We start from the raw sequence: 15,405 nt of genomic DNA, 5'->3' as shown, positions 1-15,405 counted from the left end.
GATTCAGGGCAGCAATCAATAGCGGTAAGGTGTGTAATTCGCACCCTACAAAAGATAGAGGTTCTGCGTAATTCCTGGCCCAGCAACGGGAAGATTTACCGCAGCAATCAATAGCCGTAAGGTGCACGGCCCGATGGCTGCCTGTGAAAGATAGAGGTTCTCCGGAATTCTTGGCTGAGAAATGGGAAAATTTACCGAAACAATCAATCTATTCATTCAGTTGACAATTGACAGTTGACCGCTTGAGGGCATTTGACAATCATAAGGAAGAGGATTGGAGTAATGAATAGTCTGATCTTAATTCCTCCCGATCGGGGTTCCAGCTTTAAACCAATTCTTTCAGGTAAAATAACTAGCAACTGGGTATAAATTGAATTGAGATTAGATTGAAGTGCGCTGAAATTGTTGGAAATAAAATCAAATTACATCAAAATCAATACTATGACAGTAAAAGGTACAAGCACCGTTGAAAGCAATTTACAAAAAGTCTTTGAAGAACTAGAAGCTGCCCGAAAAATGCAGGATGATTGGATGCACCACGGGGTTGATTTTGTTGATTTGTATGTGGAAAATGCTGGCGGTGATTGGTTAGAAAGGTGGGCAAAATGTGAAGAAGAATTAGAGCAGATCAAAAATAAACAGGTAGATATTGAAGCAGTCAAAGTAGCGATCGGCCTGGACGACTTTGGGCAAACCGAACTGCTGGAAACGGCCTTGAGCAGCCGCTGCGATCGCCAGGAGGAGTCTCCGGCTGGGGAAGATGTGAAGCAAAAACGGCTTTCACTCTTAGGCGGAGCGATTTTCGGTGCTGTTGTTACCGATTACCTGTACCGCGAATATCCCGAACTCGACTGCGATGCGATTTCAGCCTTAAAAGCTCGTTTAGCAGACAGTCAAAAACTCTCGGAATTTGCCGAAAATCTGAAATTGAACGAACTCTGTCGGGGAGCCGCCAGCGGGAAAGCAACAAAACCAAGCGAGTACAATAGATTTTTAGCCCAGATTTTTGAGGCTTTGTCGGGGGCGATTTACTTGGAATTCGATCGCGATTTTTTGCGTGCGGGTAACTGGCTGATCCAGCAGTCGATCGAACCAACGATCGGCGAACACTTCGATCTAACTCAGCAGTCGAAAAGTACGCTCTTAAACGAGCTAAAACGCCGGGAAATCTTGGGTGCGGACATTCTAGAGGCGATCGCGATCGACTATTTGTACAACCGCTTTCCCGATCGCAACAGCAGCCAGTTAACCCGCTGGAAAAATCTGTTAGCCGCCCAAGAGATTTTCCCCAAAGACTTTAAGGCAAAATTAGGCAGTCATTACCTGGAATTGGAGAGCAATTTCTCGCGCACCCGCGACTGGTTGGTGGATAACTTTATCAAAACCGCAGTTGACGAACTGGAAGAGGAAATAGGCGGTTCATCAGTTGACAGTTGACAGTTGACAGTTGACAGTTGACAGTTGACAGTTGACAGCTACCTCTTTCGTCGATAGAACAGGATTGGAGCAATGAATCATTTTGTTTGATTTCCTCCGTTTAGGGCGAGGCTTCAGGCCCAATTTTATCGGTAAACTAAAATTAACTCCTGAAAAAATTAGGGAAAACAGCAATGGTTACACAACTGCAATCTCCCGAAAAATCAAATGTCATCTACCCCGACGATAACGGCGAACCGATGTCAAACAATACAGATCAGTTTCGATTAATCGTTTGGATTAAAGAAAACTTAGAATTGCTGTTTGCAAATGACCCGAATGTTTTTGTAGCGGGTGACTTGCTGTGGTATCCGGTGGAAGGAAATAATAAACTATGCCAAGTACCAGATGTGATGGCAGTTTTTGGCACACCAAAAGGATATCGAGGTTCTTACCAACAGTGGAACGAAGGTAATATTGCACCGCAAGTCGCCTTTGAAATTTGGTCGCCGGGAAATCGTCTTACTCCGATGATTCAAAAATTTCATTTTTACGAACGCTATGGTGTGGAAGAATACTATTTGTACGATCTAGAAAAATTGGAACTGATAGGATGGCAAAGAGTTGAAGAAAAATTAGAACAGATCGAACAAATGGAACAAATGGACGGTTGGATCAGTCCGAGATTGGGAGTGCGGTTTCAATTATCAGAAACAGGACTCGAAATGTTCGGAGCCAACCAAGAACCGTTTATGAGTTTTGTGGAACTCGATCGACTGCGACAGCAAGCCGAGGCGCGGGCCGAACAGGCAGAAATGCTGCTGGAACAAGAGCGATCGCGATCGCAAGCCTTAGAATTAAGACTCCGAGACATGGGAATAGAGCCCGATCGACTCTAAGCACAATTGCAAAATTGAACTATCGTGGAACAGGCATCTTATCTGTTGCTGAGTTTTCCAGGAGGGGCAGGATGCCCATCCCACAAACAACCACAATAAAATTGGTTAGTAGTGAGGACTTCAGTCCGCATCCAGTGAGAGAGGACTGAAGTCCTCACTACGAACCTTATAATGGTTGTTTTACAGGTCAAATGTATTGAGTGCTGTTGACTTTCAAATCCTCTATCCCCTAACGGAATTCTATGCAGTTGCAACGCCAATTTAGCGGACAACTGATTGCGATCGACACCAACAGCGCGATCGCCAGTGGCGGTCAAGGTCGCATCTATCCGATCGCCAAAGACTCGTCCCTGGTAGCAAAAATCTACCACAAACCGACAGACGAAGACGGCGACAAACTCACAGTCATGTTCAGTATGCCGCCGGATGCACCGATCGCGGAACCGGGACACGCCTCAATTGCTTGGCCTCTCGATTTGCTGCATACTGTCGGCGGGCGCGAAAAAATCGTCGGTTTTGTGATGCCGCGCGTTAAGAAAGTGCTGCCGGTACACACTTTCTACACTCCCAAAACCAGGCGCGAACAAAAACCCCTATTTAATTATCTTTACCTCCACCGCACCGCCAGAAACCTCGCCTCGGCTGTAAATGCCCTCCACGTCAGGGGTTACGTCATCGGCGATGTCAACGAGTCGAATATTCTTGTCACGGATACGGCTTTAGTAACGCTGGTAGATACGGATTCGTTTCAAGTGCGCGATCCTTATACAGGTTACGTTTATCGGTGTCCCGTGGGGAAACCCGAGTTTACACCGCCGGAATTGCAGGGCCAGACTTTCCGCGATATCGATCGAGCTCCCGAGCACGATTTGTTCGGTTTGGGGGTATTAATTTTTCAACTGTTAATGGAAGGTACGCATCCGTTTTCGGGAGTGTATCTCGGTAGCGAGGAACCGCCGTCTCTGGAAGCCAGAATTCGATCGGGCCATTTCCCCAGCGGTACCAAGCGGATACCCTACCGCCCGATGCCCGCAGCGCCGCCTTTCGAGATGCTGCATCCCCGACTGCGACAGATGTTTATCCGCTGTTTTGAGGAAGGGCACGGGAATCCGTCGGCGCGCCCGGATGCAAAAACTTGGGTGAATGCGATTCGGGAAGCCGAAGATTCTCTAATTACTTGCAGCAAAAACTCCCAGCACAAATACGGAAATCATCTCAGTCGGTGCCCTTGGTGCGATCGGGCAAAACTCCTCAAAGGCCGAGATCCGTTTCCTTCGCGGCAGGCAGTCAGCAACGGATTGCACTTGCAGCCCGCCACAACCAAGCGTAAAAAGCCGTTACCACCGCCCCCCGTAAGGGAGACCGCAGTGCGCCGGCAACAGCCCTCGACGGGGCTGCCGCGCCAACTGGGCAACTATCAAGTGCCGATGCTACCGATTCCTTCTCGGAGTCGGACTCCGGCGCCTCAGGTTCCCCTTACCAAGTTTGAGCGGATTGTTCAGGATGCTGCTTGGGGTGGTGTTTGGGGTACTTTGTGTTTGGCGGCGGTGGCGGGGATTTTTTCGGCGATCGCGGAGGGCGGCGGCGCGATTTTGGGGGCGATTTTTGTTGGTTCGATTTGGGGCAGTTTTTTTGGGATGATGTGGGGCATTTTCACTTTATCGCCGAACCAGATTTGGCGGAAGTGGGGGGGAGTTTTGCTGGGGACTCTCTGGGGGGCTTTCTTTTTGGCTGCGATCAGCGGTGTGGTGTTTGGGGCGATTAGTGACAATCCGGCGATCGGGCAGGGGATTTTGTCGGGTGCGGGGGTTGGGACTCTCTGGGGCTGTGTTTGGGCAGGTTTTGGGCCTCCTCTGGCGCAGCCGGTGGGCAGGGTGTGGGGCCGGCGGGGAGGCTTTTTGGGGGCGGTTTGGGGAACGTTTTTGGGGACTTGGGCTGGTGTTTTGCTGGGTGCTGGGTTGGTGGTTTGGCAGCAATATAACGGGCAGATGCGGCCGGCGATCGAGTTTGGGGGTTTGTTGCTGGGTGTGGCAATTGTGGCGGCGGGTGTGGGTGCGCTCGGAGGTTTAATTTCTGGGAGTTTTTTGGGTGTTTGCGGGTTTGCACCGAAGCTGCCGGTGTCGTTTCAGCCTTCGGGAATTCGGGGTGCGGCTTTGGGTGCGATTTGGGGCAGTTTTTTGGCGACTTTTGCAGGTGCGGTGTTGGGGGCGGGCGTATGTGCGGTGTTTCCGGCTCTCAGCGGTGGGGTGCCGGTGCAGTTGGCGCCTGTCGTAGGTGCGATCGTCGGGGCTGGTTTGGGAGCAATTTGGGGGGTAATTTCGGGTGCTGTTTGGGGGGCTCTGGGCAAGTGGTGATTTGATTTAAGGCTTCAATTTGTTTTTTTGCGATTCTAGTTGCGATCGCGATCGAATCTAAGGTATGTAGTTGCGCTTCAGCGCTCTTTCAATATATAAGTAAGAGCGCTGAAGCGCAACTACGTACCTAATAATTCATTTTTATCTTGCGCCAGGTGAGTCCAGGAAAGTTTCAGATAATTGCATCTTTTCACTTCAGATGACAGTGACAATTCGGCTTTTCTATCAAAGACTCAACCAAAGCATTCAAAGCAACCGCCGCCAACAACCCGCCGCCAAAAGTCCCCACCGTCGTAATATAAGGAATTCCCGATCGCACTAAGCGACGTTTCGCTACCGGAGAATGACTGAAGCCGATCGGCATTCCAACTACCAAAGCCGGTTGTAGTTGCCCGTTGGCGATCGCCTCACAAACCGCCATCAACACAGACGGCGCATATCCTACTACTATTATACAGCCTTTTTCCAATTTCAATAATTTTTCAAACCACTCGCGCTCGTGCCAGAATTCTTGTTCAGCTTCCGCCGCAGCATTGATATGCGGTTCATCAATTAAAGTTGTAATACTTGTTCCCAAATGCGCCAATCTTGTGCCATCCAAAGCAGCAAAAACAGGAGGCACGTCAGCTACAATTTGACACCGATTTTTCAAAGCTTCCCGCGCCGATTTAATCGCCGTTTCGCTCAACTTCACAAACGGCAGCAGCGAACAATCACCGGATGCTAACACCAGTTTTGATAGCAAGTCTACCTCAATTTCCGAGCGATCGCTCAAATCCGGCAACAAATGCTGCAACGATTCCCCAAACGCCTCCGGGTGAGAGTGGGCCCCCGCATCCCAAGCATCCCAAAGTTGTTCCAACTGTCCCAATCCACCCTCCGTTTCCGCCTCCAACAGCCTCAATTGAGCCAGTGCGCCCGCTTGCACCGCTTGACACGAAAGATCCCGCCCCAACAATCCTTCGAGGGCTGATGCCGTTTCTCGGAGGCGCACAATCTGCTGAATTACCGACAGATATTGTCGTTGGAGAGTCGCCATCACTGCGTCTGGGGAAGCCTCGGCGTCTGTTTCTAAGAGTTTGCGGATGTGAGAAAGTTGAAAGCCTTGCTGCTTGAGTGCGACAATTCTTTGAAGTCTTTGCACGTCGCTGCGGGTGTACAGTCTGTAGTTAGAAGTCGATCGCACGGCCGGAGATAGCAGCCCCAAAGCATGATAGTGTCGCACCATCCGAGGTGTAATTGTGCCTTTTACGGCTTCAGTAAGTTGTTTGATTGTTAGGTATTGTTGCATTAAATTAGTTCGTAGTGCGGACTTCAGTCCGCAAAATCAAGATTAGTTCGTAGTGCGGACTTCAGTCCGCAAAATCAAGATTAGTTCGTAGTGCGGACTTCAGTCCGCAGCATTGCTGATTTACGGTATTAACGATTAAATGTGAAAAAATGAAACAAGCCAGTCAGTCAATCATCTAAATTTTCAAGTTATCCATTTTCATACCCTGATTAAGCAACGCCCAGCCCGCAGCCTGAAAGCGGACTGAAGTCCGCACTACGGAAAGCGGACTGAAGTCCGCACTACGAACCGTTGTTGCTTTGAGACAGGGGTTAAAAACCCCTGGTGGGATTTCAGAGTAGCGGATTGAACCATCGGATCTCCCAACTCATAGATGCTTAATTTATTTTGGTTTTACTCTTGACATTGACATTAATGTCAAGGTTTAGGCTACAGGAGTCATTCTACCAAATCAAATTTTCCCAATGACTCCCAATTCCTTGCCCATTTCTCGCCTCTCGCGCCTCGCCGAAGAACATCCCGATGCCGTGACTGCCGCCCTGTGCGGAATTCTAGTAATTTTGGGTTCGATCGCCCTACAAGTCGGTTGGCTGGGCTTAGCGGTGTTAATATTGCCCGCTGCTTACGTAATCGGCGGCTATTCCAGCACCCGCGAAGGGTTGACTACACTGCTTGAAGAACGCGAATTAGATGTAGATTTGTTGATGATTGTTGCTGCTTTGGGCGCGGCTGGTTTGGGGCTGTGGCGGCGAGAATATCATTTAATTGTGGATGGTGCTGTTTTAATTTTAATCTTTGCAATTAGCGGCGCCCTGGAAGGTTATGCTATGCAGCGGACTGAACGGAGCATTCGCAGTTTGATGAGCTTGACTGCGGATACTGCGCGGGTGCTAATGTACGATGGAGAACGAGAAATTGCGATCGACAAATTGGCAATTGGCGATCGTATTTTAGTCAAGCCGGGAGAAATCATTCCCACAGATGCAATAATTGTTGAAGGCTACAGCGCCTTGAATCAATCCTCAATTACGGGCGAATCGATGCCCGTGGAAAAAACAGCGGGCGATGAAGTCTATGCAGGCACGATTAACGGTGCCGGCGCGCTACAATTGGAAGTGCACAAAAGTCCAGAAAGCAGTTTGATTCAGCGAGTGATTCGGCTGGTGCAACAAGCGCAAACCGAAGCGCCACCTTCTCAGCAGTTTGTCGAAAAGTTCGAGCGCGGTTATGCTAAATTGATTGTCGGTTTAGGATTGCTGCTAGCAACTTTGCCGCCCTTTATTTTGGGCTGGAATTGGGAAGACACCATCTATCGGGCGCTGATTTTTTTAGTAGTCGCATCTCCCTGCGCGCTGATGGCTTCGATTATGCCAGCGCTGCTTTCGGGGATTGCTAACGGCGCGAGACAGGGAATTTTGTTTAAAAGCGGCGCGCAATTGGAGATAATAGGTCAAGTTCGGGCGATCGCCTTTGACAAAACTGGAACCCTCACCACAGGAAAACCGCAAGTTATCCAAATTGTACCAGCAGTCGGATATACTCAAACAGAAGTTCTGCAATTGGCTGCGGCTCTAGAAGCTCATTCCGAACACGCGATCGCCCAAGCAATTGTCCAAGCCGCAAATCAGCAACAGTTACCGCTGTCAAGTGCTACAGACGTACAAGCAAAAATCGGTCAAGGAATTGTCGGTAAAGTTAACAATCAAATCATCGCCATTGGTAAAGCAGGTTTTGTCAAAGCAACTTCGGAATTGACAGAAATAAGTCATCAGTTGCAAGCCAAAGGAAAAACCGTTGTTTGGGTAGCAAAGAAAGATGAACTTTTAGGAATCATTGCAGTAGCAGATACAGTCCGCCCGGAAGCAGCAGCCACAATCAAACGCCTGCAAAAATTAGGAATAGAACAGATCGTAATGCTGACAGGCGACAACCAGCAAACCGCCCAATACATCGCCAGTCAATTAGGAATCAATGAAGTGTACGCCGAACTTTTACCCGAAGACAAAGTGCACCTAATTAAAAAGCTGCAAACCCAGTATCAAACCGTCGCAATGGTAGGAGACGGTATCAACGACGCCCCCGCCCTCGCCCAAGCATCCGTGGGAATTGCGATGGGGATTTCAGGCAGCGATGTAGCTTTAGAAACTGCCGATATAGTATTGATGGCGGATAAATTAGAACAATTAGCTAAAGCAATTAGTTTGGGCCGCCGCGCTCAAAAAGTAGTCAAACAAAACATTGTTTTCGCACTCAGTTGCATTATACTGTTGTTGGCTGCTAACTTTCTCGGAAATATCACAATGCCGATCGGCGTCATCGGCCACGAAGGGTCTACAGTAATCGTAACCTTAAGCGGCTTGCGACTGCTGAGAAACTAGACAAATCGACACAGAGGAAGAGCCATCTAAAATCCACCCTTCATCAAAATTATTCCTCTCTCTCTTCTCTTCCTCTGCGCTCTCTGCGCTCTCTGCGGTAAAAAAAATCCAAATATTAAGAAAAACTACAATTTGCGATCGCATTACTCAAAACACGCTAGTGTCAAAAGTATTGAATCATACCAAAACCTAAAATTGCTCTAGACTGCAATAAAAATTTACCTAGAAACAGTCTGGAAAATGATATTCAATTCATTGCACCAAGAGCAATTGAAAACAAGTTTTCGATTGGAGGCAATATGAACCACAAAGTCATTGGGGCCACGCGAAACGTTGCAATTGTTGGCCCATATTTAAGCGGTAAAACCGCACTTCTCGAAAGTTTGCTGTCGGTGACAGGAGCAATTACTCGCAAAGGTAATGCTAAGGATGGTAATACGGTAGGTGACAGTTCGCCAGAAGCGCGCGATCGCAAAATGAGCCTAGAAGTAAACGTCGCGAGCACCGAATACGAAAACGTCCGCTTCACATTTCTTGACTGTCCCGGCTCGATCGAATTTGCCCAAGAAACTTACAATGCACTTATCGGTGTCGATGCAGCCGTGATTGTGTGCGAACCAGTTGCCGATCGCACTTTAACCCTCGCCCCGCTGTTCAAATTCCTCGACGATTGGGAAATTCCCCACCTAGTTTTTATCAATAAGATCGATCGCGCTTGCACAGACGAAACCACCTGCGGTAGCAACTTCACCGAGGTTCTCAACGCGCTCAAATCTGTTTCTAGCAGACCAATTGTACCTCACCAATACCCGATCGGCAAAAACGAACAAATCATCGGTTTTATCGACTTAGTAACCGAACAAGCTTACCACTATCACTCCGGCGCACCCGCAGATCCCGTCCCGCTTCCCGAACATCTAAAAGCCCAAGAGCACGAAGCGCGCCAGCAAATGCTGGAAGAATTAGCCAATTTTGACGATCGTTTACTGGAAGAATTGCTCGAAGAAATCAATCCCGATGCTGAAGAGATTACCCGCGATTTCAAGATGGAATTAGGCGCGGATTTAATAGTGCCCGTATTCATCGGTATCGCCGAACAAGATTTCGGCGTGCGGCCTCTGCTGGAAGCTTTACTCAAAGAAGCGCCAACACCGGAAACTACAGCAGAAAGGCGCGGTTTTATACAAGGTGAAAACAAGGTTCTCGGTCAAATCCTCAAAACCTACTACACGCCGCAGGGAGGCAAATTATCGTTAGTGAGAGTGTGGCGGGGAACGATCGCAGACGGAGCAGTTTTGAATGGAGTTCGAGTTAACGGTTTGTACCGCTTGACCGGCCAGCAAACCCAAAGTTTGCAGTCCGTCAGTGCCGGAGAAATTGTGGCTGTAGGCAGGCTGGAAGGCTTGAAAACAGGCGATGTGCTGGGTTCAGACGAATTCTTACCAAAAGCAGAAATCATCTCGCCTGTGTACGCACTGGCGATCGTCCCCGAAAAGCGCAACGATGAAGTTAAGTTGAGTTCTGCCTTAGCTAAACTATTAGAAGAAGACCCATCTTTAGTGTGGGAACAGCACGGAGACACCCACGAAATTATACTTTGGGGTCAAGGCGAAATCCACTTAAAAGTAGCCTTAGACAGGTTGCGCCGCAAGTACAATTTACCAATGGTAACTCACCTACCGCAAGTACCCTACAAAGAAACCATCCGCAAACCCGCATCATCAATTCACGGGCGCTACAAACACCAAAGCGGCGGACACGGACAGTTTGGCGACGTGTACCTCGATATCGCACCGCAGCCTCGCGGAGAAGGCTTCAATTTCAGCGACAAAATAGTCGGCGGAGTCGTTCCAAAACAGTATATTCCCGGCGTTGAAGTGGGAGTGCGCGAATATTTGGATCGCGGCCCGTTGGGTTTCCCCGTGGTAGATGTATCGGTAACTCTGACAAACGGTTCCTATCATTCTGTTGATAGTTCAGAACAAGCTTTTAAACAGGCGGCGCGGTTGGCGATGCAGTCCGGGATGGAGAAGTGCGAATCAACTTTGCTAGAGCCGATCGCCAAAGTTGAAATTTGCGCTCCCAACGAGTGTACATCAAAAGTGTTGCAATTAGTCAGCGGACATCGCGGTCAAATTCTCGGCTATGAGGGTAAAGCAGACTGGAAGGGATGGGATGCAGTTTCGGCTTATTTGCCGATCGCGGAAATGCAGGATTTAATTGTAGAATTGCGATCGCAGACGATGGGTGTCGGATTTTTTAACTGGGAGTTCGATCGATTGCAAGAAGTACCGGAACCTTTGGCTAAGCGAGTTTTGCTAACTACTGGAAACGGCAACGGAAACGGTAAAAGTTAAGTTTGTAGTAAGGACTTCAGTTTTTTCTTAAATCTTTTAGCGAATAAGGACTAAAGTCCTTACTACAAACGATAATTAATCTCTGTATCCGTGTCAAAGATAATTCGGCGGTTGAAACCGCTACTACACAAACAAAGTCTGCCTCCGCAGACTAAGAGATGAATGTGATTTCCATCGCCGAAACTAACGGCGAGAAATTCGGGAACACACAGCTATAATTATCCCTGTCAGCAGACTAGCAGTCACCCCAGATAGAATACTAAATCCCATAATTATCCTCAATCCCGAACCAGGCTCAAAAATCGGCACCAAGGTATTTATGGCAGTATTGATAGTAGGATTTGCCTCAATTTCTGTTTTGAAGCCAGCCGCCGCCGAAGCTACAGTCCCGCCAGTTGACAATCCGACTCCGACGATACCGACGATTGTCTGAAAAGTGCGATCGCTCTCAGCCTTCCGAATCTCCACCGTACCTCTAATTGTATCAGTCAGACTCCGCAAAATTTCCAAACAAGGGCGAAAATTGTCAATATCTTTTTGGATTTGTTTAGGATAGAGTTGTTCAGCCTTGTCCCAAAAATCCTGCAAAAACTGCAAATCATCCGTAGGTTTAGCCTGAGTTTTAATTGCAGTCAACTTAGTCTGATACTTTTCCAGATTCACCTTAATTGTGCTAAATTGTAACTCTAGGTAATTAAGATCGATCGCAAACTCAGACAACTTCCCCATCGCCTCCATCAGCTTCTGGAGATTCAGCCGAGAAGTATTCCGCATCTCCACAATTTGGTTGTAATTATTCACCAACCGATCCTTTAAAACTAGACTTTTCTCATAAGCCCAAATAATCTTATGGCGGTAACACAGCAAATCCAGCCAACTTACATAAAAATTACTACATTCCCGAAAAGCAGCTTCATCGGGATACAAAATCACTAAAAGTTGCAAATTATCCTCAATCTTGTCGCCCCAAAACTCAAATACTTTCCCACCTAAAAACTCACCACTTCCTTGAGGAACACCATCTTTTGTAAACAAAGACTTGTAAACCTGTTTTGCAAGTTCTTCCTTTTCCAAATCATCCCCAGATTCCAGCCAGCCTGAAAGCATCCAAGTTTTGCCAATATTTTCCAACTTGGGCGGTGGAATAATTAAAGATTGCAAACTTTCAATCAGTTTAATAACTTGTGTATTTTCATACTTATCATTGACATAAGCATCCAGCAAAAGTTGGTAATTATCGCTCACATTCCAGCGGCGGTAGCGCCCTTTGACTGGATGATTGTTGAGATTTCCTGTGAAAGGTAAATCGGCTACTATTTTCTCCTGTAACGCGAGGAATTTTTGTTTTTCTTGGGGAGTAAAAGAAACATTTAGTTGTTGGTGAAGTTGTTCAGCTAAAGCATCTAAAAATTTGATGTAGATTTTGCGAGTTTCCGGTTCGCCGACACCCAACCCTTGTTTGAGAGTGTAGCTAAATAAATTTAGGGTAGGGTCAACTAATTTGAGCATAAAATCTTTTATTGATGGTGGGGAGGTAGAAACCGGGTTTTTTCCCAAATCTTAGCTTATTACCTTAAACCTCGGCAAAAACCCGGTTTCTTAGATTTGGTTCGAGGGGCCAGAAACCGGGTTTTTATGACAATCTTGGCTTATTATCTTAAACCTCGGAAAAAACCCGGTTTCTTGAGTCTCAATGCGCCACTAAACAAATCAAAACCTCAACCGATAAACCCGTTCCACCAAATCACTAGCCTTTCCGAACAACTTCCTCGCCACACTCTGCGGATTAGGATCAGTCAAAGGAGGCGCCAAAAAATTATTATAATCATCAGTCTCTCGCGGCGGAGTATTCTCATCCAACTCAGCCAAATACTTATTCTTTTCCTCCGACTCATCGAGTTCCTGCAACTCCTCATAAGCCTCATTAAAACACTCAGAAAAAGCCGCATCTTTTTGAGCAATATCAACAAGCAAAGCCGCTTTCTGTAACTCACCACTCACCAAAGCAGCACCAACTTCATTCACTTCAGCTATCAACTCAGGCGAAAGAGGTGCTTCAAATCTCGCGAGGGCGATTAAAAAAGCTTTCGGCGCAAACTGATCGAATCCCGATAAAGTAACTTGTGTAGAAGTCATATTATTTTAGCCGTTGCGGGTAATGGATAAAGTAGATTGGGTAGAGCAATAATGAAACTCAACACCTTATTTTAAAATGAAGAGTTGGGCGAAGTTGCATAGAATCTGATCCCCCCTAACCCCCCTTAAGAAGGGGGGGACAAGATTCCGATCAAAGTCCCCCTTCTTAAGGGGGATTTAGGGGGATCGAGATATATGGAACGACCCATTAAATTGATATTAGCCGTTGCCGGTGATAGTGAAAGCAGCCCAATGGTAAGGGTGCTCGTAGGGTTTCTCATCTATTTTAGCTAATTTTTTTTGCAGTCGTGAGGCTTCCCTTTCAAAGAAAAAGATATTGTCAAACTCAGCCTCTCTCAGCAAAGGCAACAACTCGCCCGCATACCACTCTCCTAGCTTACCATTCGTGAGCTCTCGGAGCCAATCTTTGGCTTGTTGCAGGGCTGCGGGCGGCTGGATTCCCTGCTTCCATAACTGGTAGAAATAAATCAGTAACAAAGCACTAGAACGTTCGTCCACTCGCCACAAAGTGCTGATCACATAATTAGTCTCAGGCAAAAAGCCGCTGGCTATGCCCACAAATTCATCGATTAATTCGCCTTTCTTGGTAATACCAGTTTCGCAAGCGCTGAGACAGACTAGGTAATAATCAACTAATTTCAACTGTAAAATGTCGGTCAATGTCAATTCTTCGCCGGTGCCTAAAAGTAAGGCGGAATTCTCGGACTTTTCGGTGTTGTGGTAGGCGTGGCCTGTGTAATGAAAGATGCCACTATTGGATTTTAGGGCTTGAATAATTTCGGTTTTGGTGGCTGCATTGGAGGCACGATTAGTTTGGTTAATTTGACTGATGGCGGCTGCTTCGATTTGGGTAAATTTTAAGGCGCTTTTGCCTTGGGAGTGCTCTACCATCAGCATTGAATTGGGTGCAATTTCCGTGGGGGTTTGCTGTTGCTGTTGGATGGCAATTTGGGCGCTGGGAAGGCGGGTAATCGAACGGATTATGGGGGCAACCACGGGGGGATTGCCCCTACCAGGATTCTGTAGGGGTAGTGCCCCCGTGCCTACCCCCTCCGTGCCTACCCCACCAGGATTCCGTAGGGGTAGTGCCCCCGTGCCTACCCCTTCCGTGCCCACCCCACCAGGATTTCGTAGGGGTAGTGCCCCCGTGCCTACCCCCTCCGTGCCTACCCCCTCCATGCCTACCCCACCAGCGTTCCGTAGGGGTAGCGCCCCCGTGCCTACCCCCTCCGTGCCTACCCCCTCCAAGGGCAGAAACAGCGAATCTAGCGGCAACAGGTGCAAATCGCGGTGGGGAATCAAGATTAAATGTTCAATACCCGTAAGGTGCGTGCAAATTTCGGGAATTTTCAGGATGTCAGCGAGTTGTGGCAATTGCGCTGTCATTGACTCGCGCCACGGATGGGATTCTTTGCTTTGCTGTTTGTTGGTAGTTTGGCAGTAATTTTGATAGTTGGTTTTCCAGTTTTCTAGCCATGTTTCTAAACTCTGACTGTTGCGTTTTGCGAATATATCGGTGATTGGTGTGGAGATTGTTTCAAACTTGTCTGTGGTAATGATAAAAGCAGTCAGGGAAACCGGGCTGAGATGCCAGTAAATTATCGCGGTTGCGGTGTTGTTTGCCAGCAAGTCTCGGATTTCGGGATAAGTCGGGCTGTTGGTGCGGTTTTGTGAAGTTGCGCGCATCCATTGCAGGCACAAGTTTTTCCGGGATTCGGCTTTTTCCAGGGCGTTTGCTTTCTTGCCAGCCTCGACGAGGATATCAACTTCTAATTGGTAAAGTCCGACAAATTTGCGTTGGAGTCGCTGTTTGATTTCAGGATGAGTTTCATTGTCTAAAATTAGATTTTCTAAGACGGTGGTAGCTTCGGCAAGGTATTGGCTGGTTTTGGGATCTCCCAAGCTGCGGCAGACGGTAATTAAGCCTTGCATTACTTCTAAATAAGTTTCTGGGATGAGGGGAGATTTCAAAAATTCGCGGGCTTGTTCGTAGCTGGCTTTGGCTTTGTGGAAAAATGCCCAATAAGTGGTTGCTTGTTTGCCATGTATGTAGTGTGCCTTGCCTTTTTCGTTGTGCAATCTGCCGCAAGCGAGGCGATAGTCGCGGTTGCTGGGGAGATATTTCTGCAAGCCTTCATCCCAGTTTTGAATGGCTTTAGTGTAGCGCCCGGAGTTGAGAAACGCGAAACCTCTATTGAACCAAGCTTGCCAGTATTGATCGCCTCTAATTTCTAAGGCTTTGTCGAAGGCTGCGATCGCCTCACTGTTGCGGCCCAAATCATTTAGGGTATTGCCCAGCCCGTTCCAGGCATGGTGGAATTTGGGATCAATTTCTAAGGCTTTCTCGAAGGCTGCGATCGCCTCACTGTAGCGGTCCAAACCTTTTAGGGCATTGCCCAGCCCGTTCCAGGCATAGTGGTATTTGGGGTCAATTTCTAAGGCTTTCTCGTAGGCTGCGATCGCCTCACTGTAGCGGTCCAAACCTTTTAGGGCATTGCCCAGCCCGTTCCAGGCATAGTGGTATTTGGGGTCAATTTCTAAGGCTTTCTCGTA

The 15,405-nt window shown here is 47.8% G+C and carries 9 protein-coding genes; 5 read left to right on the top strand and 4 right to left on the bottom strand.

The window, feature by feature from the left end:
- Positions 1-441: 441 nt before the first annotated feature.
- From QZ918_RS25725 to QZ918_RS25715, 3 genes are all read left to right on the top strand, one after another.
- Positions 442-1,437: a ribonuclease III domain-containing protein gene (locus QZ918_RS25725; RefSeq protein WP_293340032.1), complete on the top strand. Its 996-nt coding sequence runs from the start codon at positions 442-444 to the stop codon at positions 1,435-1,437.
- A gap of 173 nt (positions 1,438-1,610) precedes the next feature.
- Complete coding sequence (locus tag QZ918_RS25720) at positions 1,611-2,315, top strand: Uma2 family endonuclease (RefSeq protein WP_293340030.1); 705 nt, start codon at positions 1,611-1,613, stop codon at positions 2,313-2,315.
- Positions 2,316-2,557: 242 nt separating this feature from the next.
- The gene (locus QZ918_RS25715) at positions 2,558-4,669 is read left to right on the top strand and encodes a DNA-binding protein (RefSeq protein WP_293340027.1); all 2,112 of its coding nucleotides are present in this window, start codon (positions 2,558-2,560) and stop codon (positions 4,667-4,669) included.
- A 190-nt stretch (positions 4,670-4,859) separates the two neighbouring features.
- Here QZ918_RS25715 and QZ918_RS25710 read toward each other — a convergent pair whose 3' ends face one another.
- The gene (locus tag QZ918_RS25710; protein WP_293340025.1) at positions 4,860-5,960 is read right to left on the bottom strand and encodes a precorrin-8X methylmutase; all 1,101 of its coding nucleotides are present in this window, start codon (positions 5,958-5,960) and stop codon (positions 4,860-4,862) included.
- A gap of 464 nt (positions 5,961-6,424) precedes the next feature.
- On the opposite strand from QZ918_RS25710, the gene QZ918_RS25705 reads away from it, so the two are divergent.
- Together QZ918_RS25705 and QZ918_RS25700 are read left to right on the top strand one after the other, a co-directional pair.
- Complete coding sequence (locus QZ918_RS25705) at positions 6,425-8,338, top strand: heavy metal translocating P-type ATPase (protein ID WP_293340022.1); 1,914 nt, start codon at positions 6,425-6,427, stop codon at positions 8,336-8,338.
- A 299-nt stretch (positions 8,339-8,637) separates the two neighbouring features.
- Complete coding sequence (locus QZ918_RS25700; protein ID WP_293340019.1) at positions 8,638-10,695, top strand: elongation factor G; 2,058 nt, start codon at positions 8,638-8,640, stop codon at positions 10,693-10,695.
- 183 nt (positions 10,696-10,878) lie between these two features.
- Here the strand turns inward: QZ918_RS25700 and QZ918_RS25695 are convergent, their stop codons facing one another.
- The 3 genes from QZ918_RS25695 to QZ918_RS25685 form a co-directional block, all read right to left on the bottom strand.
- Complete coding sequence (locus tag QZ918_RS25695; RefSeq protein ID WP_293340016.1) at positions 10,879-12,204, bottom strand: hypothetical protein; 1,326 nt, start codon at positions 12,202-12,204, stop codon at positions 10,879-10,881.
- Positions 12,205-12,405: 201 nt separating this feature from the next.
- Complete coding sequence (locus tag QZ918_RS25690) at positions 12,406-12,831, bottom strand: hypothetical protein (protein WP_293340013.1); 426 nt, start codon at positions 12,829-12,831, stop codon at positions 12,406-12,408.
- A gap of 219 nt (positions 12,832-13,050) precedes the next feature.
- The coding region (locus tag QZ918_RS25685) for a CHAT domain-containing protein (RefSeq protein WP_293340010.1) at positions 13,051-15,405 on the bottom strand (2,355 nt) is incomplete at its 5' end.

The sequence above is a fragment of the Microcoleus sp. CAWBG58 genome (assembly GCF_020883045.1).
Classification (GTDB): Bacteria; Cyanobacteriota; Cyanobacteriia; order Cyanobacteriales; family Microcoleaceae; genus Microcoleus.
The sequence above is the reverse complement of the archived record's forward strand: the minus strand, read 5'-3'. Positions and strand labels throughout refer to the sequence as shown.